The organism is Thioclava sp. UBA3469, from assembly GCF_002378135.1.
In the GTDB taxonomy this organism is placed as follows: domain Bacteria; phylum Pseudomonadota; class Alphaproteobacteria; order Rhodobacterales; family Rhodobacteraceae; genus Thioclava; species Thioclava sediminum.
The window spans coordinates 1-17096 of record NZ_DFRG01000281.1; the positions used below are offsets into that span (position 1 = coordinate 1).

The following is a 17096-nucleotide window of genomic DNA, read 5'->3' on the forward strand; positions in this document are numbered from 1 at the left end:
CGAGCGTGTGAGCTCATGTCGCTGAGCAACTTGCGTAACCGAAGCCCCGCCAACACCCACTTCCAGCAAGATCTCGAGCTTCTCCTCGTCGTTCCAACGACGGCGCCGTTCGACACCCAGAACCTCACCCAACATAGCGCCTCCCGATAAGACACGTCGCTAAAGACGTCGTTATGCACGTGTCTTATCTCGCTCCGCCTCCATCAGGCAGGCGGCATCAATCGGGCGCTTACGTTCCTCGACGCCGTGCGCGGCACGAAACGGCGCGTTACCATGCCCGACGGCAACACGTTCGGGCTGACGATCCCCGCAGGCCTAAAAGACGGCCAGACCCTGCGCCTGCGCGGCAAGGGTGCGTCCGGCCATGGCCAGGGCGGGCCGGGCGATGCTTATATTACGGTCTCGGTCCGGCCGCACCGGATATTCACCCGAACGGGCGACGACATCGAGATGGAGCTGCCGATCACCTTTGACGAGGCGGTTCTGGGCGCAAAGGTTGAGGTGCCCACGGTTTCGGGGCCGGTCTCGGTGACGATCCCGCAGGGCGCCTCGACGGGGCGCAAGCTGCGGCTGCGCGGCAAGGGGGTCTCGCCGCTGTCAACGGCGGAGTAAAACTCGGCCACTGTGGCGGAGCAAAAGTAGGCCATTTAAGCGCGTGCGCCTTGGAGCGTGCGGCCCTCATATAGCAAGCACGTTCCAAGGCGCATTGGCCGTCAGGCCAATTCTGTGAGGATCATGTTCCGGCGGTTGCGATGCGGGCGCGGCTTTGATTGAGCCGATAGCTTTCGCCGTTCATTTCCAAGATATTGACGTGGTGGGTCAGCCGATCCAGAAGTGCGCCGGTCAGGCGTTCTGTGCCGAAGGTTTCCGTCCACTCTTCGAATGGGAGATTGCTTGTGATCAGGGTTGAACCGCGCTCGTAGCGCTGCGAGATCAGCTCGAAGAGCAGTTCGGCACCGGTCTTGCTGAGCGGCACGAAGCCCAACTCGTCGATGATCAGCAGCTTGACCTTTGTCAGTTTGCGTTGGAGTTGCAGGAGGCGTTTCTCGTCGCGGGCCTCCATCATCTCGTGGACGAGAGCGGAGGCGGTGACAAAGGCGACTGGCAGTCCTTTCTGGCAGGCGGTCAGGCCCAGGCCGAGGGCGATATGGGTCTTGCCGGTGCCAGACGGGCCGAGGGCGATGACGTTTTCCTTGCGCTCGATCCATTCGCAGCGGGAGAGCTCCAACACCATCATTTTGTTGAGCGACGGGATCGCCTTGAAGTCGAAGCTATCCAAGCTTTTGATTGCCGGGAACCTCGCGGCCTTGATCCGGCGTTCCACCATGCGCCGTTCCCGGTCTATCAGTTCCAGCTCGGTCAACCGGGCCAGATAGCGCACATGATCCACGCCCTCTGCGGCGCAGATACGCGCTTGCTTGTCATGCTCGCGCAGGAAGGTTGGCAGACGCAGAGTCTTGAGGTGATGGGTCAGCAGTAATTCCGGGGCGTCTGTCATGCACCACCCCCTGCCAGCAGGCTCATATAGGATGCCGCCGAGGTGGTAGTGATACTGGTCCTGGGCAGGAACGGATAGACATCGAGATCCAGCCTCGGGGGCCTTCGCTCGACCCGACACAGGACAAGATGCTTGATCGCATCGAAGCTGATTGCTCCCATTCTCAGCGCATCCTTGATGGCCAGATGCAGGGCGTCGACTTCGAACCGTTCCAGCAAGCGCAGAACCTGCACATACTCGCGCTTGCCTGTCTTGCCCTGTCGGGCCTCCAACAACCGCTGGAGCGTGGCGAAGGCTTCCGGCAACTCCCAGCCCTGCAGGGGTGCAGCCTGATCGAAGGCCATGATCTTATGCTCAATCAGCGGCAGGTAATGCAGTGGGTCAAACACCATGTCACCGGTGTCGTAGGAACGGGGATGATCCGCGATCACCTCGGCGGCGCTGCCAATGACAACACGGGTCACGAAGCCCTTGATCCAGACCTCACGGTGACCATAAGCGACGGGCACAGAGTAATCATTGCCGCGGTAGCGCACCACGGATGTCGATGTGACCTGACCGCTTTGCAAATCGCAGGCATCAAAGGGCACCCCAGGCAATTCCCGCATTGCAGACAGGTCGGCGTCCAGCCGTGCGCCGATGCTGGCCTTGTGGCCACGCAAGACATCGCCTTGCCGTTTGCGGCATTGTTCTTCCAGGTGAGCGTTGAACGCGTCCCAGTCCGGAAAGGACGGGATCGGCACCATGAAGTTCCGCCGCGCATAGCCGACCAGTCCCTCGACCTTGCCTTTGTCGTTGCCCTTGCCGGGACGGCCATAGCGATCCCGGATCACGTAATGCGACAGCATCGCGCTGAACCGTTGTGTGCGGTCACGGGTGCCGTCCGGCATGATCCTGGCGACCAGACAGCGGTCATTGTCGTAGAGGATAGACTGCGGCACTGCGCCGAAGAAGGCAAAGGCATGGACATGCCCGTCCAGCCAGGCTTCGGTGGTCGCGGCAGGATAGGCCCGAACATAGCACGCATCGCTGTGCGGCAGGTCAAAGGCGAAGAAACGTGCCTTCTGCTCCACCCCGCCTATCACGACCAGAGCTTCGCCAAAATCTGCCTGCGCATGTCCCGGCTGATGGCTGAGCGGCACGAACATCTCCTTGCCGGTCCGCTTCCTGGTCCGGACGTAATCCTTGACGATCGTGTAGCCGCCATCAAACCCGCACTCATCCCGCAGCCGCTCGAAGATGCGCTTGGCCGTGTGGCGCTGCTTGCGCGGCCGGACCTTATCTTCGGCAAGCCATTGGTCAATCTGGCCGGTGAACGCATCCAGCTTCGGTCGCCTGATCGGTGCCGTCCGCCGATACCCGGGCGGCTCCGAATAGGCCAACATCTTCGCAACGCTGTCCCGGCTGACCCCAAAATCCCGGGCAATCTGGCGTCCGCTCAAGCCATCCTGAAAATGAGCCTGACGCACCTTCAAATACAAATCCACGGTGTAAATCCCCCAACCCTCCCCTCTCGGAAAGGGCAAAAGTGGACGACTTTTACGCCGCCCGCGACACCACAACGGCGCCGCTACCGTGGCCGAGTATTGCTCCGCCGTTCACAGCCAGAGTTCCTATATCACGGCACCGCATCTCAAAGCCTCGATGCGATCTTCGCATCCGGGCTGATTCCCGGGGGGCGCCGACACGTACATTTGTCGGGCGATCCGTCGACGGCAGCCGGCGTCGGTAAGAGGCATGGAAAGCCAACGGTTCTGCAGGTAGAAGCTGGCAGAATGCATGGTGATGGCTACGTGTTCTGCCGCGCCGATAACGGGGTATGGCTGACCGACCGTGTGCCGTCCGAGTATCTTCGTTTTGGCGTTCGAAGCGTCGGCTAATCTCAACGTAATTCGCTCTGAAAAGATCAGCGCTTAGTAATGAGAAGCTAATTTCTGCATGCGAGCGGAAGAGCCGAGAAGTTTAATCTTTCGCCGACCGCCGCCGTTCTCGTGCGCGAGTTTAGCTGCGGAAACGACGCCTGAGCGGATATCGCGCTCATCCTTGGCACGCGCGGCGGCTTTTTCAGCAGCGCGCTTTTCGAATGAAAAGTGCTTCTCAGACTTCATAGCGTACCCCTTGAGACATTCTCGAATGCAGTAAAATCGTCAAAAAATCAAGAAGACCTTACATCTCAGCCTAAGTTAGAGCGGGTTTGCAGCATGGTATCGGTCGGCGCGTTCCCCACTGACACATGCAAAGTTACCCGGCCGGAGTGCCCTCTGCTGTAAGCTTGGACAGGGTACTCGCGAGATCCGAAAGACGGATGGGCCTTCCGCGACTGATTTCACCCACTCGCTTTGCGCTGATAGTCTGGACGTTTGCAGCCTCCAGCGTCACAGAGAATGAATAGCCCCGTGTATCGTGGACACCTTCGTGTCTCAGTTTCTGCTGCCGCTCGAAGTCGACGGGCTACAGTATTCCGTTCCGGGCGTGCTTGCGCTTTGGATTGTAGAACATCTCGATGTAGTTGGACACATCCTGCTTGGCTTCTTTGCGTGTTCGGTAGGTCCGTCGTCTGATCCGCTCACGCTTCAGCAGGTTAAAGAAGCTCTCAGCGACCGCGTTGTCATGGCAGTTTCCGCGGCGGCTCATCGAGTGCTCCAGATTGTGGGCCCGAAGGAACGCTGCCCTGTCCATGCTGGTGAATTGGCTGCCCTGGTCCGAATGGATCAGAACCTTTTCCCTGGGCTTTCTCCGCCATGTCGCCGTGAGCAGCGCTTGCAGGACAACTTCGGTCGTCTGGCGGCTTTGCATCGCCCATCCAACGACACGACGCGAGATGGAGGAGGATCAGAAAACGATCCGGGGAATCGTTTTCCTGACGACCATCGATGACAACGGCGAGATAGGCGAAGCCTTCCTGCGTGCGGATATAGGTGATGTCACTCGTCCATTGTTCTTGAACCAATGGCGAACAGGTCGTGTCGCGCGGGTGGTGGAAATTGTTTGGCGGCGTAATCTCCGGGTGACTTGAACCCACCCAACCGGCGGCTAGCACCGCCAGGGAGATTACGCCATGAACCAGATTACAGACACCAGCACGCCTGCGCTACTGGAAGCGGGGCGCGGCTACGATCCGATTGAGGATCGGCTTCGGCAGACCGTCCGCGCCACGATCGAGGCGCTGTTCGAAGAAGAACTGGAGGCCTTCATCGGGCGCTGCCGCTATGGCCGCGGCGACGGCGCGCAGAAGGGCTACCGCCATGGGCACCGCGAGCGCCAGCTCACCGGCACGTTCGGCGCCGAGACGGTGCGCGTGCCGCGTGCCCGCATCGAAGATGAAGCTGGCAAGATCACCGAATGGCGCTCGAAGGCGTTGCCGCGCTACCAGCGGCTGACGAAGAAGGCCGAGGCGCTGATCGCGGCGGTCTACCTCGCGGGCACCAACACGCGGCGGGTAAAACGCGCGCTGGCCGGCCTTTTCGAAGGCGCTGTCGGCAAGGATGTGGTCAGCCGGGCCTGGCGCAAGGTGAAGGTCGACTGGGACGCCTGGTGCGCCCGCAGCCTGGCCGAGGAAGACATTGTCCGGCTCATCCTCGACGGCACCGTCATCAAGACCCGGCTGGATCGCAAGGCCACGAACATCTCGGTGCTGGCGGCGATCGGCGTGCGCCGGGACGGGCAGAAGGTGTTGCTTTCCATCAAGAATATGGGTGGGGAAAGCACGGCAGCCTGGGGCCAGTTCCTCGCCGACCTCGACGCCCGTGGCCTGAAACGACCCGAGTTCGTCATCGTCGATGGCGCCCCAGGCCTGGAAGCCGCGCTGGTGGCACTCTGGGGTGACAAGCTGCCGATCCAGCGCTGCACCGTCCACAAGCATCGCAACCTGTTGGCGCATGCACCCAAGCACCTGCATGACGAGCTGACCGCGGACTACCGCGACATGATCTATGCCGATACCGCCGCCGGGATCGAAACCCGCCGCAAGGCGTTCCTGCGCAAGTGGCGGCTCAAGTGCCGGGCGGTGGCCGACAGCCTTGAGGAAGCTGGCGAGCGCCTCTTCACCTTCACCCGCCTGCACCCGTCGCAATGGAAGTCAGCGCGGACCACCAACGCCATAGAACGTCTCAACGAGGAATTCCGCCGCCGGATCAAGACGCAAACCGTGCTGCCCTGCGCCGAGACCGTGCCGATGTTGCTCTGGGCGCTCTTGGCCTCCGGCCAGATCCAGATGCGGAAGGTCGATGGCTGGGAGACCCTCTCTCAGCCCATCGAACCGATCGCCCTTGACCTCGCCGCCTGATTGGACGCACCTTCACATGCCCGGACTACGCCGCCAGGAAATTTCCACAGCATTCGCGACACGACCGGCGAACAAGGCCTCGTCCCAGACGCTGTCCGGTGTCGCCACGTCAAACCGCCGGTCCAGTGTGTTGTCGACGACCACCGAGGGCTTGCCGCCATACTTCCCCGGTCGACGCTTGTAACCGATCTGCGCCTTGATGCCGGCCAGCTTGGTCAGGCGGGCAACACGGTTCAGGCAGACGCTTTCGCCTTGCTCGAGAAGGTCGTCATGCAGTTTGCGGTGACCGTAGACCTTGCCACTTTCCACCCATGCCTCCTTCAGCAGAGCAATCTGCCGCTCGTCTTCTTGAGCTCGCTTGCTCAGCGGGGCCTTCAGCCACGCGTAGAAGCCACTCGGCTGAACACGTAAGCAGCGACACATCGCCCGAATAGAGAACTGCCCGCGATGCTCGGCCACGAACGCGTATCTCACTTGGCATCCCTGACGAAATACGCAGTCGCCTTTTTTAAGAATGTCCCGCTCCTCCGTCACTCTCAGGAGCTCACGCTTGAGCCGTCGGATCTCGGCATCCTTCTCAGCGTTGTCGGATGACGCCTTCGCGAACGTCTTCTTCCAGGAGTAGAGAGAGTATTGGCTCACGCCCAAGCGCTCGGCCACCTCCCTGACCGGGTAGCCCCTCTCCGTGATCTGCGCGACGGCATCTCTTTTGAAATCGTCGCTGAACGCGGGTCGCTGCTCATCATGGCCTCCTTGCCTCAAAATGAGCAAAGAAGGCGTCTACGATACACGGGGCCATTCAATACGCCCAAGGGTTGATCTCGGGAGACTTGGCCAAACTGCAGGCGGGAATCTGGTTTAAAGGTGGCTTTCCGCGACGGATCGGTATCAAGGTGGTAGAGGAATGTCCGCCAGGTCGTTCTTCAAAAGACGCGCCTTCGTCTACAAAGTTGGGCTCGGGCACCGATAGAAGTCCCCTGCGCAATCAACGCATTATGAAGCGAAATCGCGTTTCAGCCTGCTGACGGGTGAATCTGAAGTGCCGCTCGATATAACGCGACATCGGCCGGTTCCGGCATCGTACCGGCGAGTGCTTCGCACGCTTCAACGGTCTTGAGGGTCAAACCCGACCGGACCGCCACTTGTTCTTGAGTCAGGTTCGCGGCATCGCGCAGCGCGCGTAGTTGCATGGCGAGATCGATTTTTGCGCGAAATTCGATCTCGCGCTCCGCGATCTCGGGGCGCGCTCCAAGCATCTTGTCTCGAAAGCTTTTCATCTGTTTATCTTAGCACGATTTGGGGTTTCTTGGGAGACCTGACCCGCCACAAGATTCTTTTCCTCCAACAGCGATGACAGTCCGGCCCATCTTAGGGTCAGGATGCATTGATTTCTGTTGCGTCGCGTGATTCACGGCTCCGAAAACGGAGCGGTGACGTGAGCGATCTTTTCTGGCTGACCGACGAGCAGATGGCCAAGCTTTCCCCTTTCTTCCCGAAGTCGCACGGCAAGCCGCGGGTCGATGACAGACGGGTGCTGAGCGGGATTATCTTCGTCAATCGCAATGGCTTGCGTTGGCGTGATGCTCCTGCCGCCTATGGCCCGCACAAAACGCTCTACAGCCGGTGGAAGCGTTGGAGCGAGAAAGGCATCTTCGCCCAGATGATGGCCGGCCTAGCTGCCGAACACGGAGAGAAAAAGACCGTGATGATCGACGCGACCTACCTGAAGGCACACCGCACCGCGACCAGCCTGGCCGCGAAAAAGGGGGGCGCGGTCGCCTGATCGGGCGAACCAAGGGCGGCATGAATACCAAACTGCATGCCATCTGCGACAGCCAAGGGCGACCGCTCAGCCTGTTCGTCACCGCTGGGCAGGTCAGCGACTACATCGGTGCGCGGGCGCTACTGAGCAGCCTACCCAAGGTCGACTGGTTGCTCGGGGACCGCGGCTATGACGCCGACTGGTTCCGAGACGCGTTGCAGGACAAAGGGATACGCGCCTGCATCCCGGGCCGAAAGCAACGCAAGACGCCCATCAAATATGACAAACGCCGCTACAAGCGCCGTAACCGGATCGAGATAATGTTCGGTAGGCTCAAAGACTGGAGGCGTGTGGCGACCCGCTATGACCGATCTCCGAAGGTCTTCCTCTCCGCCATCGCCCTAGCGGCTCTCGTCATCTACTGGTTATGAATCCTGACCCTAAGCGTTTGAGAGACGCTTCATTGGCTTTGGCAATGTAGGCTGGGGTATTATCAATGCGGCGGTCCGCAAGCGGACCATCGCGCACAATGCCGAATTTGGTTGCGAGTGTGATTTGGTCTCGGTGGCGAGCGAGAAAGCTGTTGAGCAGTTCCTCGTTGTGGCCAAGACCATAAGTATCAGCAGTGTCGAAAAATGTTATACCTTTTTCGAGCGCATGCTCCAACGTCGCGAGCGATTGAGCTTTGTCGGAGGGCCCATAGAACTCGGACATTCCCATGCAGCCCAATCCAATAGCAGAAACGGCGCCCAGCCTGGCACCAAGATTGCGGAATTTCATAGCGGTGACCTTTCTTTATACTTTCAAGCTAATGCGCCAGCCCAACCACTGGTCGGATTGGCGCATTGTTCCCTAGAACGGGGCGTCGATATCAACCACTGAGATCAGCTTGTGGTTGACGAACTCCTTGATGCCGAGCCCGACCAGTTCGCGGCCGTAGCCCGAACGCCCGATGCCACCGAAAGGAAGGTCCGCCTTCGCCATGGTCGGGTGATTGACAAAGACCATGCCCGTAGAAATCTGTTTCGCAATCTCCGCGCCATGCTTCGGATCGGCCGTGAACACCGACCCGCCCAACCCGAATGGTGAATCGTTGGCAATGCGTACGGCGTCCGCCTCGTCCTTCGCGCGAAAAAGCATCGAAACCGGACCGAAAAACTCCCAATACCGAGCGGGGTTGTCTTCTGAAATATCGGTTAGGATGGTCGGCTGAACGAAAGCACCCGAATTGGGAACGCGCGGCCCGACTTCGGTTGCTGTGGCTCCGCAGGATACCGCCTGACGTATTTTGTCTTTGATCTCTTCTGCGGCGGCCTCGGAAGACAGGGGGGCCAAGGTTGTGGTTGGGTCCAGCGGATCACCAGCATTCAGCTTGGCGACACCCGCAGTGTAGCCTTCAAGAAACTGATCATAGACATCATCGACAATGATCATGCGCTTTGAAGACACACAGACCTGACCACCATTCCAGTGTCGGCCAAAGACTGCCCATTTTATGGTTTTCTCCATTTCCGCATCGGCCAACACCACAAAAGCATCCGCACCGCCAAGCTCAAGCGTCGATTTTTTCAAAGCCTTGCCAGCCTGCGAGGCGATGACCGAGCCAGCCCCTTCCGATCCGGTCAGCGCAACGCCATGAACGCGGGGATCGCCAATGATGGTTTCGATCTGAGACCGTGTTGCATAGAGGTTCTTGAACGCACCCTGAGGCAAACCAGCATCCAGCATCAGCTTTTCGAATGCGGCGGCGGCCTGCGGAACATTGGAGGCGTGTTTGAGCAACATGGTATTGCCTGCGGACAGCTGTGGTGCAGCGATACGGACCACCTGATAGAATGGGAAGTTCCAGGGCTCGATCGCGAGCAAGACCCCAAGCGGCTCCGCAGAAAGGACGGCGTCACCTTCATTGGGGTCGGCCACTGGCAGCTTTTCGGGAGCCAATAGCGCCTCGGCATTGTTTGCGTAATAGTCAAAGATGTCCGCTGACAGAGCAACTTCTGCTTTGGCTTCGGGCACAAGTTTGCCCATCTCAACAGTCAACAGATTGGCGAAAATATCGACATCACGCCGCAATATTTCAGCGGCATTGCGCATCACACGCGCGCGTTCTTCAAAGCTGGTTTCCTTCCACGATAGAAATGCAGCATGAGCAGTTTCAATCGCTTGATGAACTTCCGCGTCGGTTGCATCTGGAAAGGTTTCCAGAAGAGTACCAGTGTATGGATTTCGTGTTTCATAGGCCATGGTAGAACCCTTTTTGTTAGATCTGCTCACGGGAGGCAGAGGTTTCAGGACCGGCCATTGTCCAGTCCTGGATTGGTAAGTGTACGTTCCTGCGATCACTCATGTGGGAGAACAGGGTAATCGATGTATCCCTCGGCCCCGCCGCCATATGCGGTCGCGCCGTCAAGTGCGTTGAGGGGTGCGTTCTGCTGTAGCCGGGCCACCAGGTCCGGGTTGGCAATATAGGGACGACCAAAGGCGACTAGATCGGCGGCGTCACTGCGGCGCGCCGCAATTGCAAGGTCTCTGTCATAGCCATTGTTGGCGATGTAGATCCCGTTGAAACGCTGCCGCAAGATATTCAGATCAAATCCACCCTCGACGGCTCGTGCTCCGCCCGTCACACCTTCCACAACGTGGAGATAAGCCAGATCAATATCATTCAACTGATCGACAAGTGCGGTGAACACGGGTGCAGGATTGCTGTCCGTAAGGCCATTGGCAGTGCTGATTGGGGATATCCGAAGACCTGTGCGGCCATCATCGCAGATGGCCGCGACAGCTTTCGTGACCTCAAGTGTCAGCCGAATGCGGTTCTCGACCGACCCACCATAGGCATCGCTACGCTGGTTGGCCCCGTCACGCATGAACTGATCGAGTAAGTATCCGTTCGCGGCGTGAATCTCGACGCCATCAAACCCTGCGGCAAGAGCGTTGTGCGTCGCTTGCGCGTAATCTGCGACAATCCCCGGCAACTCCTCCAGGGCCAGCGCCCGCGGTGTGAGTGCTGGTTTCTTTCCATCCGGAGTGAACGCATCCACTTCAGGGCGAACAGCGGAGGGAGCGACAGGCAATATCCCACCGGCCTGCACATCCGGGTGGGACACCCTGCCGACATGCCACAGCTGAGCAAAGATGCGGCCACCCTTGTCATGGACACCGGCCGTGACGGGGCACCAGCTTTCGATTTGCTCGTCGGTCCAGATCCCGGGAGTAAAGGCGTACCCTGTGGCCTGCGGCGAAATGTTCACGCCTTCACTGATGATCAGGCCTGCCGATGCGCGTTGGGCGTAATATTCCTGCATCATTGGGGTGGCGATGTTTTCGGGGGACCGCGCGCGGGTTAGGGGGGCCATTACGATGCGGTTTGACAGCGTATAAGGTCCGACAACGACGGGGGAAAAGAGGTCAGTTTCAGGGATGGTTGACATAATGACTCCTCGTCTCCTGACTGGCAGGAGAGTGAATTTGGGACAAAGGGATGGGCCGGTTGCTTTGGGCGTGTCGGATGTGGCCAACGCCTGATCCGGTCGTTTTGGGGGCGAATTTGTGGCGGCGGCGCAGGGCTTAGGTCAAAGAGGCTGCGCCGCCGGTCGAGTTTGCAATGCAGGCTTTCCGATCTACAGATCGGTCATCTGCATCCCTTGTTCCGTGTAACGATCGCCAGCGGCAGCGCCGCGTGGGAACAAGGTGTCGAGGCGGGTGAGAATGTCCTCGGTTAGTGTGACATCGGCGGCCCCAATATTGTCTTCAAGATAGGCGCGCCGTTTGGTGCCCGGGATCGGAATAATATGATCGCCTTGGGCCAAGACCCATGCGAGCGCCAGTTGCGCAGGCGAGCATCCGGCGCTGTCGGCGATGGCACGGTATTGCTCCAGCAAGTTCAGATTCTGATCCAGATTTCCATCGGCAAAGCGCGGCTGGGTGTGCCGGAAATCATCATCAGCCAGGTCGCTTAGTGTGGTGACCTTGCCGGTCAGAAAGCCGCGCCCAAGCGGGCTGTAGGGTACAAAAGCCGTGCCCAATTCGGCGCATGTGGCCAGCATCTCTCCCTCTGGGTCGCGCGACCACAGCGAATACTCTGTCTGAACCGCCGCAACCGGATGCACCGCATTTGCCCGCTGCAAAGATTGTGCAGAGATTTCGCTTAACCCGATGCCTCTAATCTTACCTTCTTTGATAAGATCAGCCATCGCTCCAACCGTGTCCTCAATCGGGGTCACCCCATCAAGGCGATGCGCGTAATAAAGGTCGATCTGATCAATTCCCAGACGTGCCAATGAGGCCTCGACTGCCTGTTTCACATAGGCCGGGCTGGTGTCGATAAACCGCGAGGTCGGGTCTTGGGATCGGATGATGGCGAACTTGGTCGCCAGCGTGAGGTTGTCCCGGTTTTGCCGAACGAAATCCGACAACAAGGTTTCATTCGCGCCGTTGCCATAGATATCGGCGGTGTCGTAGAACGTGACGCCCAATTCAAGCGCACGGTCCAGCGTTTCATAGGATTGATCGCGGTCGGTTGGGCCGTAGAATTCGGACATGCCCATGCAGCCAAGTCCAATGGCTGATGTCGCGCCAAGTCCGGCGCCCAGATTACGCGTTTTCATGTGTTTTCTCCTTGAATTGAGGTGGTACGAAGCGGATAGCCGTGACGCGGGAAATGCACGGCAACCGTTCCCACCTGTGGCATGTCCCGATGCAGAATGATGCGGGTGTCGTCGATATGGACCAGCGTACCGTCGATGACTTCCGTGCCAAATTCATCGACCAGAACCTGTACCGACGCGCCTATCGCGGGATGGGCAAGACCCGTTGCGGGAAGCGGGGCAGGGGTCGTCGAAACCGCGATTATGATCGCTTCAGCAGGCGCCAATTCGGTTCGTGTGCCGTGACCGAACTCCGCAATGCGCGCCATCCATGCCGACAATGCCGGGAACAGCGATAGACCGCTGCCGCTGGCGGTTGTGTCAGCTTTGGCAAAAAACCAAACCACATGATAGAGTGCCAGATCAGTCAGCGCGGGCGTGTCCCCGGCAAAGAAATCGGCACCGCCCAGCAGGTTCTCAAGCCAACCAAGCCCTGTTGTGATTTGGCCACGATGATATCCGACATCCGCTTTCAGGCCGTCCAGATCAATCTTGTGATCCCAAAACGCCTCGCGGTCGTGGATCAGGGCTGGGGGAACGGCATCGGCCCGCAGGCCCATGCTGTAACGAACCACTTGCCAGAACAAAATGCGGTCCGCCCAATTGTCGAGCAGCGGGGTCGCTGTGCCCGCAGTGTTCGGGGCAAGGGCGCGCGCCGGAAACCGCTGGTCAAGCTCGGCGGCGATCAGGGCGGAATCACAGTAGATATCCGCCCCGATCTGAAGCACTGGGGCCCGCCTGTAGCCACCCGTCAGGGTTAGCAGATCAGCCTTTGGCGCAATCGGAGGCACGATGACCGATGACCGATGACCATGATAGCCCCTTGAAGCCCATCAAAGTTCTGATTTTTTCGGAATAGGGAGAGGCTTCATAGTGGTGCAGGATCAGGTCGGTCATCGCTTTTCTCCTACTTCAGCAGCCCGAGGATCTCTTGCGCGGCGGCGGCGGATGAGGCGGGGTTCTGGCCGGTGACCAGTTTTCCGTCACGCAGCACGAAGCTGACCCAATCCGCCCCTTTTTCATACTGGCCACCATTGGCCTTCAGCATGTCTTCCACCAAGAACGGCACAACATCGGTAAGGCCGACGGCCTCTTCTTCGGTGTTGGTAAAACCCGTCACCCGGCGGCCAGACACCAGCGGTTTGCCGTCCGCGCCTTGGGTGTGGCGGAACACGGCGGGGGCGTGGCAAACTGCGCCGACAGGCAAGTCGGCGGCGGCGAAGGCCTCGATCAGGCGTTTGCTGTCCGCATTTTCGGCCAGATCCCACAAGGGGCCGTGGCCGCCCGGATAGAAGATGGCGTCGAACCCGTCTTCGGTTACATCCGAAAGCTTCAGCGTCGTCGCAAGATGCTTTTGCGTCTCTGGATCGTCTTTGAACCGACGGGTGTCGTCGGTCTGTGCGTCAGCGTTGTCGCTGGACGGATCAATCGGCGGCTGTCCCCCTTTGGGCGAGGCCAGTATAATGTCTGCTCCGGCGTCCTTGAAGACGTAATAGGGGGCCGCAAACTCCTCCAGCCAGAAGCCGGTTTTCTTGCCTGTGTCCCCGAGTGTGTCGTGGGATGTCAGTACCATCAGAATTTTCATGTTATTTTCCTATTTTTTCTCGCCGACGCGGATCACGCGCTTGCCAAAGTTTTCGCCATTCAGCAGGCCAATGAAGGCTTCGGGTGCATTTTCCAAACCGTCGATGATCTCTTCGCGGTATTTGATTTGGCCGCTTTCGATCCACGCCCCCATGTCTTTGGCAAAATCCGGGTAGAGGTGGCCGAAGTCGTCAAAGATGATGAAGCCCTGCACCTTGATCTTTTTGCGCAGGATTTGACCCATAAGCCAATTCATCCGGTCCGGTCCTTCGGGCAAGTCAGTCGCATTATACTGAGAGATCAATCCGCAGACCGGCACCCGTGCGTTTGAATTCAACAGCGGGATGACCCCGTCGAGGACCTTGCCGCCGACATTTTCGAAATAGACATCGATGCCATCGGGACTGGCCTTGGCAAGCTGTTCGGCAAAGTCATCTGCCTTGTGATCGATACAGGCGTCAAAACCCAACTCATTGACCGCATAGGCGCATTTCTCTGGTCCGCCCGCGATGCCGACCACGCGGCAGCCAAGGATCTTGCCGATCTGGCCCACAGTGGCCCCGACAGGGCCGGTTGCGGCCGCCACGGCGATGGTCTCGCCAGGTTTTGGCGCGCCAATTTGCGTCAGACCCGCCCAAGCGGTAAAGCCGGGCATACCCATGATACCGAGCGCCCAAGACGGATGCGCGGGTGATTTGCCAAGGTTTGTCAACCCCGCGCCATCCGACAGGGCATAATCCTGCCAGCCATTGAAGCTGAGCACCCAGTCGCCCGGCGCAAAGCCATCAACCTGTGAGGTGACGACCTGAGCCACTGTGCCGCCCTCCATCACGCCATCAATTTCCACCGGCGCGGCGTAAGATGGCGCATCGCTCATGCGCCCCCGCATATAAGGGTCCAGCGACAGATATTCGGTGCGCAGAAGCATTTGCCCAGCACCAGGGGAGGGGACGTCCCCTTCGACCAAGCGAAGCGTGTCCTTGGTCGGTTCGCCTCTGGGGCGTTCCGCCAGCACAAGCTGGCGGTTTACTGTTTCGGTCTGTGTCATGGTCATCATCTCCTAGAAGGCTGTTTCAAGAATGCGGCGGGCATCCTCGGGGGTGATGGCATTTTGTTCGCCAAGGGCGGTCATGCCGTGATCCTTCAAGGCGGCGACGATGCGATCAATTTCAGGTGCAGCAATTGCGTAATCGCCGAGTCGGGTTTTGATGCCCACCTGTTCAAAGAACCCGCGTGTTGCCTCGATCACGGCATCAATCCGCGCATCATCAGATCCCTCGCGGATGTCCCAAACATTGGCAGCATATTGCAGCAGTTTCTCGCGTTTGGGGCCACGTTGGTCGTTCATCAGTGACGGCAACACGACAGCCAGTGTGCGGGCGTGGTCGGTGTCATTGAGCGCGGTAATCTCATGTCCGATCATATGGCTTGCCCAGTCCTGCGGGACACCTGCGCCGATCAGGCCATTCAGGGCCAGCGTTGCCGTCCACATCAGGTTGGCGCGAACGTCATAGTCCTCCGGCGTCTCAAGGGCTTTGGGCCCAAGCTCGATCAGGGTGCGTAGCAGGGTTTCGGCAAAACCGTCCTGAACGCGCGCGGCGGATGGATAGGTCAGATATTGTTCGATGATGTGAACAAACGCGTCGGCCACGCCGTTCGCGATTTGACGGGGCGGCAGCGTGTAAGTGACCTCGGGGTCCAGCACCGAGAAAACCGGGTAGCAATGTGGGCTACCAAACGGAAGCTTAGCGCCCTTCTCGGGATTGGTGATCACAGCGCCAGAGTTCATCTCCGAACCGGTGGCGGGCAAGGTCAACACGGTCCCAAAGGGCAGCGCTTGCGTGATGACCGACCCGCGAGATGTCAGGATGTCCCAGGCGTCGCCATCATATTTGGCCGCCGCCGCGATAAATTTGGTGGCGTCAATAACGGAACCACCGCCGACAGCCAACAGGAAGGTGATCCCTTCTTGGCCAATCACCTCGACAGCTTTCAGCGCAGTGGCGAAGCGCGGATTGGGCTCAATGCCGCCAAATTCGACCAAGGTCCGGCCCGCAAGTGCCGCACGCACCTGACCAAGGACGCCTGTTTTCTCCGCGCTGCCTCCACCATAGAGGATCAGCACCTTTGCGTCAGCCGGAACCTGATCCTTTAGGTCCGCGATACGGCCCTTGCCAAACAGGATATGTGTCGGATTGCGAAAGTCAAAATTATTCATGGGTTCAGTTTCCTTCAGTTTCAATGTGCAGGCGCACGTCAACGTTTCCGCGTGTGGCGTTGGAGTATGGGCAGACCTGGTGCGTCGCTTCGACAAGTCTTTCAGCATCCTCGCGGGTCATGCCCGGCAGATGTGCGGTAATGTCGAGATCAAGTCCGTATCCGCCCTCGGCGCGTTGGCCGATGCCCACCTCAACCGACGTTAATGCCGCTTTGGCATCAAGCTTGAGTTGTTTTGCGGTCATTTCCATCGCGCTATCAAAACAGGCCGCATAGCCAAGCGCGAACAACTGCTCGGGGTTCACCCCCGCCTCGCCACTGTCCGGGCGAACCATCTGGACTGAAAAGCTGCCATCGTTGAGGGCGGCGGTTCCCGAGCGGCCCCCTGTTGCCGTTGCGGTGGTTTTGTAGAAGATTTTCATGAGCTTCCTTTCGCGAATAGACTGGTCGTCTATAGATGTGTCAAAATTTTTGGGGTTATGTTCCTGGAACGAGCACCTTTGTGGCATTCATAGCGGAATTGAGCGGGGCTTCACTGTGCGAGAGGCTCGCGACGAGGCTGGCTCCAAGCCACATGTGGTAGATCATTTCTGCCGTGGAGCGGGGGTCTTCAAGCGCGGCGATCGTGCCATCGTCCGTTCCCTGTTCAAGGGTCTCCGTCAGGCGCGCGACGATTTCGGACACACTTTTCTGCAAGATATTGCTCATATTCTCCGAGAGGTCAGCAACCTCTGCGGACAGTTTGACGACCAAGCACCGGTCTTCGAGGTTGGGGCTGATCTGTTTTTTCCGCCACTCTTCGAAATAGGTCAGAAACCGAGACCGTGCATCCATGTCCGGATGCGCAAGCGACGCGTTCAGGCGTGTGCCATACTCCGTCATAAAATCGTTCAACAGCGCACAGCCATAAGCTTCCTTGGAGGCGAAATAGTGATAGAACGACCCTTTCGGAACACCGGCCTCTTTCAACAGCGCACTCAGACCGACACCTGTGTAGCCCTGCTTGGCTGTCAGGCGTCGTCCTGTGGTCAGTATCTGTGAGCGTGTGTCGTTTTTCTGTTCCATGACCCTCGATATAGCCTCATTAGACCGGTCGTCTAG

20 protein-coding genes and 2 pseudogenes are annotated in these 17096 nt (G+C 58.9%); 4 read left to right on the forward strand and 18 right to left on the reverse strand.

Features of this window, described 5'->3' with window-relative positions; genetic code table 11:
• The coding region (locus B3D39_RS20700; protein ID WP_414718045.1) for a transposase at positions 1–135 on the reverse strand (135 nt) is incomplete at its 3' end.
• 81 nt (positions 136–216) lie between these two features.
• Between B3D39_RS20700 and B3D39_RS20285 the strand changes: the two genes are divergently transcribed.
• Positions 217–612: a J domain-containing protein gene (locus tag B3D39_RS20285; protein ID WP_286790039.1), complete on the forward strand. Its 396-nt coding sequence runs from the start codon at positions 217–219 to the stop codon at positions 610–612.
• A gap of 121 nt (positions 613–733) precedes the next feature.
• On the opposite strand, the gene istB is transcribed toward B3D39_RS20285, so the two are convergent.
• On the reverse strand, positions 734–1498 hold the full coding sequence (gene istB, locus B3D39_RS20290) for an IS21-like element helper ATPase IstB (protein WP_243252177.1): 765 nt from the start codon (positions 1496–1498) through the stop codon (positions 734–736).
• Positions 1495–2994 (reverse strand): IS21 family transposase, encoded by a 1500-nt coding sequence (gene istA / locus B3D39_RS20295; protein ID WP_243252214.1) that lies wholly within the window; start codon positions 2992–2994, stop codon positions 1495–1497. Before istA ends, istB begins: the two co-directional genes overlap by 4 nt.
• Between istA and B3D39_RS20300 the strand changes: the two genes are divergently transcribed.
• On the forward strand, positions 2953–3378 hold the full coding sequence (locus B3D39_RS20300) for an RNA 2'-phosphotransferase (protein ID WP_286790035.1): 426 nt from the start codon (positions 2953–2955) through the stop codon (positions 3376–3378). The two genes, istA and B3D39_RS20300, sit on opposite strands and share 42 nt — an antisense overlap.
• Positions 3379–3411: 33 nt before the next feature.
• On the opposite strand, the gene B3D39_RS20305 is transcribed toward B3D39_RS20300, so the two are convergent.
• Positions 3412–3606 (reverse strand): hypothetical protein, encoded by a 195-nt coding sequence (locus B3D39_RS20305; protein ID WP_146681717.1) that lies wholly within the window; start codon positions 3604–3606, stop codon positions 3412–3414.
• A 343-nt stretch (positions 3607–3949) separates the two neighbouring features.
• A pseudogene (locus tag B3D39_RS20310) lies at positions 3950–4433 on the reverse strand (IS3 family transposase); the annotation flags it as partial.
• A 123-nt stretch (positions 4434–4556) separates the two neighbouring features.
• Here B3D39_RS20310 and B3D39_RS20315 point away from each other — a divergent pair.
• The gene (locus B3D39_RS20315) at positions 4557–5783 is read left to right on the forward strand and encodes an IS256 family transposase (RefSeq protein ID WP_273069937.1); all 1227 of its coding nucleotides are present in this window, start codon (positions 4557–4559) and stop codon (positions 5781–5783) included.
• Positions 5784–5867: 84 nt separating this feature from the next.
• Here the strand turns inward: B3D39_RS20315 and B3D39_RS20320 are convergent.
• Positions 5868–6545 (reverse strand): annotated as a pseudogene (locus B3D39_RS20320) (IS3 family transposase); the annotation flags it as partial.
• Positions 6546–6796: 251 nt separating this feature from the next.
• Positions 6797–7060 (reverse strand): helix-turn-helix domain-containing protein, encoded by a 264-nt coding sequence (locus tag B3D39_RS20325; RefSeq protein ID WP_078523425.1) that lies wholly within the window; start codon positions 7058–7060, stop codon positions 6797–6799.
• A 158-nt stretch (positions 7061–7218) separates the two neighbouring features.
• On the opposite strand from B3D39_RS20325, the gene B3D39_RS20330 reads away from it, so the two are divergent.
• A protein-coding gene (locus B3D39_RS20330) for an IS5 family transposase (protein ID WP_088726066.1) occupies positions 7219–7976 on the forward strand; the annotation gives its coding sequence in 2 pieces (ribosomal slippage) (positions 7219–7543 and positions 7543–7976; 759 coding nt in all).
• On the opposite strand, the gene B3D39_RS20335 is transcribed toward B3D39_RS20330, so the two are convergent.
• The 11 genes from B3D39_RS20335 to B3D39_RS20385 form a co-directional block, all read right to left on the reverse strand.
• Positions 7960–8325, reverse strand: a complete 366-nt coding sequence (locus B3D39_RS20335; RefSeq protein WP_246832773.1) for an aldo/keto reductase — start codon at positions 8323–8325, stop codon at positions 7960–7962. The two genes, B3D39_RS20330 and B3D39_RS20335, sit on opposite strands and share 17 nt — an antisense overlap.
• Before the next feature lie 72 nt (positions 8326–8397).
• Entirely contained in the window at positions 8398–9789 is a 1392-nt protein-coding gene (locus tag B3D39_RS20340) for an NAD-dependent succinate-semialdehyde dehydrogenase (protein ID WP_009573569.1), read from the reverse strand.
• A gap of 95 nt (positions 9790–9884) precedes the next feature.
• A complete protein-coding gene (locus B3D39_RS20345; protein WP_286790036.1) occupies positions 9885–10979 on the reverse strand; it encodes an alkene reductase in 1095 nt (364 codons plus the stop codon).
• Positions 10980–11168: 189 nt separating this feature from the next.
• Positions 11169–12155, reverse strand: a complete 987-nt coding sequence (locus B3D39_RS20350) for an aldo/keto reductase (protein ID WP_078522933.1) — start codon at positions 12153–12155, stop codon at positions 11169–11171.
• A complete protein-coding gene (locus tag B3D39_RS20355; protein ID WP_342741275.1) occupies positions 12152–12985 on the reverse strand; it encodes a glutathione S-transferase family protein in 834 nt (277 codons plus the stop codon). The genes B3D39_RS20350 and B3D39_RS20355 overlap by 4 nt, the downstream gene beginning before the upstream one ends.
• Positions 12960–13091, reverse strand: coding sequence for a glutathione S-transferase N-terminal domain-containing protein (locus tag B3D39_RS20360; protein ID WP_256376246.1), 132 nt, complete (start codon positions 13089–13091; stop codon positions 12960–12962). Before B3D39_RS20360 ends, B3D39_RS20355 begins: the two co-directional genes overlap by 26 nt.
• Positions 13092–13101: 10 nt before the next feature.
• Positions 13102–13779 carry a type 1 glutamine amidotransferase domain-containing protein gene (locus tag B3D39_RS20365; protein WP_009573565.1) on the reverse strand — a complete coding sequence of 226 codons (678 nt, stop codon included), beginning with the start codon at positions 13777–13779 and terminating at the stop codon, positions 13102–13104.
• 9 nt (positions 13780–13788) lie between these two features.
• Entirely contained in the window at positions 13789–14826 is a 1038-nt protein-coding gene (locus tag B3D39_RS20370; protein ID WP_078522931.1) for an NADP-dependent oxidoreductase, read from the reverse strand.
• A 12-nt stretch (positions 14827–14838) separates the two neighbouring features.
• Positions 14839–15996 (reverse strand): iron-containing alcohol dehydrogenase, encoded by a 1158-nt coding sequence (locus tag B3D39_RS20375; RefSeq protein ID WP_009573563.1) that lies wholly within the window; start codon positions 15994–15996, stop codon positions 14839–14841.
• Positions 15997–16000: 4 nt separating this feature from the next.
• The gene (locus tag B3D39_RS20380; RefSeq protein WP_009573562.1) at positions 16001–16417 is read right to left on the reverse strand and encodes an organic hydroperoxide resistance protein; all 417 of its coding nucleotides are present in this window, start codon (positions 16415–16417) and stop codon (positions 16001–16003) included.
• A 55-nt stretch (positions 16418–16472) separates the two neighbouring features.
• Positions 16473–17060 (reverse strand): TetR/AcrR family transcriptional regulator, encoded by a 588-nt coding sequence (locus B3D39_RS20385; protein WP_009573561.1) that lies wholly within the window; start codon positions 17058–17060, stop codon positions 16473–16475.
• Positions 17061–17096: the final 36 nt, after the last annotated feature.

Excerpts from the sequence above, each read along its gene's own strand:
- B3D39_RS20360 (WP_256376246.1), bottom strand. The coding sequence starts at position 13,091 with ATGACCGACCTGATCCTGCACCACTATGAAGCCTCTCCCTATTCCGAA.
- B3D39_RS20365 (WP_009573565.1), bottom strand. The coding sequence starts at position 13,779 with ATGAAAATTCTGATGGTACTGACATCCCACGACACACTCGGGGACACA.
- B3D39_RS20325 (WP_078523425.1), bottom strand. The coding sequence starts at position 7,060 with ATGAAAAGCTTTCGAGACAAGATGCTTGGAGCGCGCCCCGAGATCGCG.
- B3D39_RS20300 (WP_286790035.1), top strand. The coding sequence starts at position 2,953 with ATGAGCCTGACGCACCTTCAAATACAAATCCACGGTGTAAATCCCCCA.
- B3D39_RS20345 (WP_286790036.1), bottom strand. The coding sequence starts at position 10,979 with ATGTCAACCATCCCTGAAACTGACCTCTTTTCCCCCGTCGTTGTCGGA.
- B3D39_RS20340 (WP_009573569.1), bottom strand. The coding sequence starts at position 9,789 with ATGGCCTATGAAACACGAAATCCATACACTGGTACTCTTCTGGAAACC.
- B3D39_RS20350 (WP_078522933.1), bottom strand. The coding sequence starts at position 12,155 with ATGAAAACGCGTAATCTGGGCGCCGGACTTGGCGCGACATCAGCCATT.
- B3D39_RS20380 (WP_009573562.1), bottom strand. The coding sequence starts at position 16,417 with ATGAAAATCTTCTACAAAACCACCGCAACGGCAACAGGGGGCCGCTCG.
- B3D39_RS20370 (WP_078522931.1), bottom strand. The coding sequence starts at position 14,826 with ATGACACAGACCGAAACAGTAAACCGCCAGCTTGTGCTGGCGGAACGC.
- B3D39_RS20305 (WP_146681717.1), bottom strand. The coding sequence starts at position 3,606 with ATGAAGTCTGAGAAGCACTTTTCATTCGAAAAGCGCGCTGCTGAAAAA.
- B3D39_RS20335 (WP_246832773.1), bottom strand. The coding sequence starts at position 8,325 with ATGAAATTCCGCAATCTTGGTGCCAGGCTGGGCGCCGTTTCTGCTATT.
- B3D39_RS20315 (WP_273069937.1), top strand. The coding sequence starts at position 4,557 with ATGAACCAGATTACAGACACCAGCACGCCTGCGCTACTGGAAGCGGGG.
- B3D39_RS20375 (WP_009573563.1), bottom strand. The coding sequence starts at position 15,996 with ATGAATAATTTTGACTTTCGCAATCCGACACATATCCTGTTTGGCAAG.
- B3D39_RS20385 (WP_009573561.1), bottom strand. The coding sequence starts at position 17,060 with ATGGAACAGAAAAACGACACACGCTCACAGATACTGACCACAGGACGA.
- istB (WP_243252177.1), bottom strand. The coding sequence starts at position 1,498 with ATGACAGACGCCCCGGAATTACTGCTGACCCATCACCTCAAGACTCTG.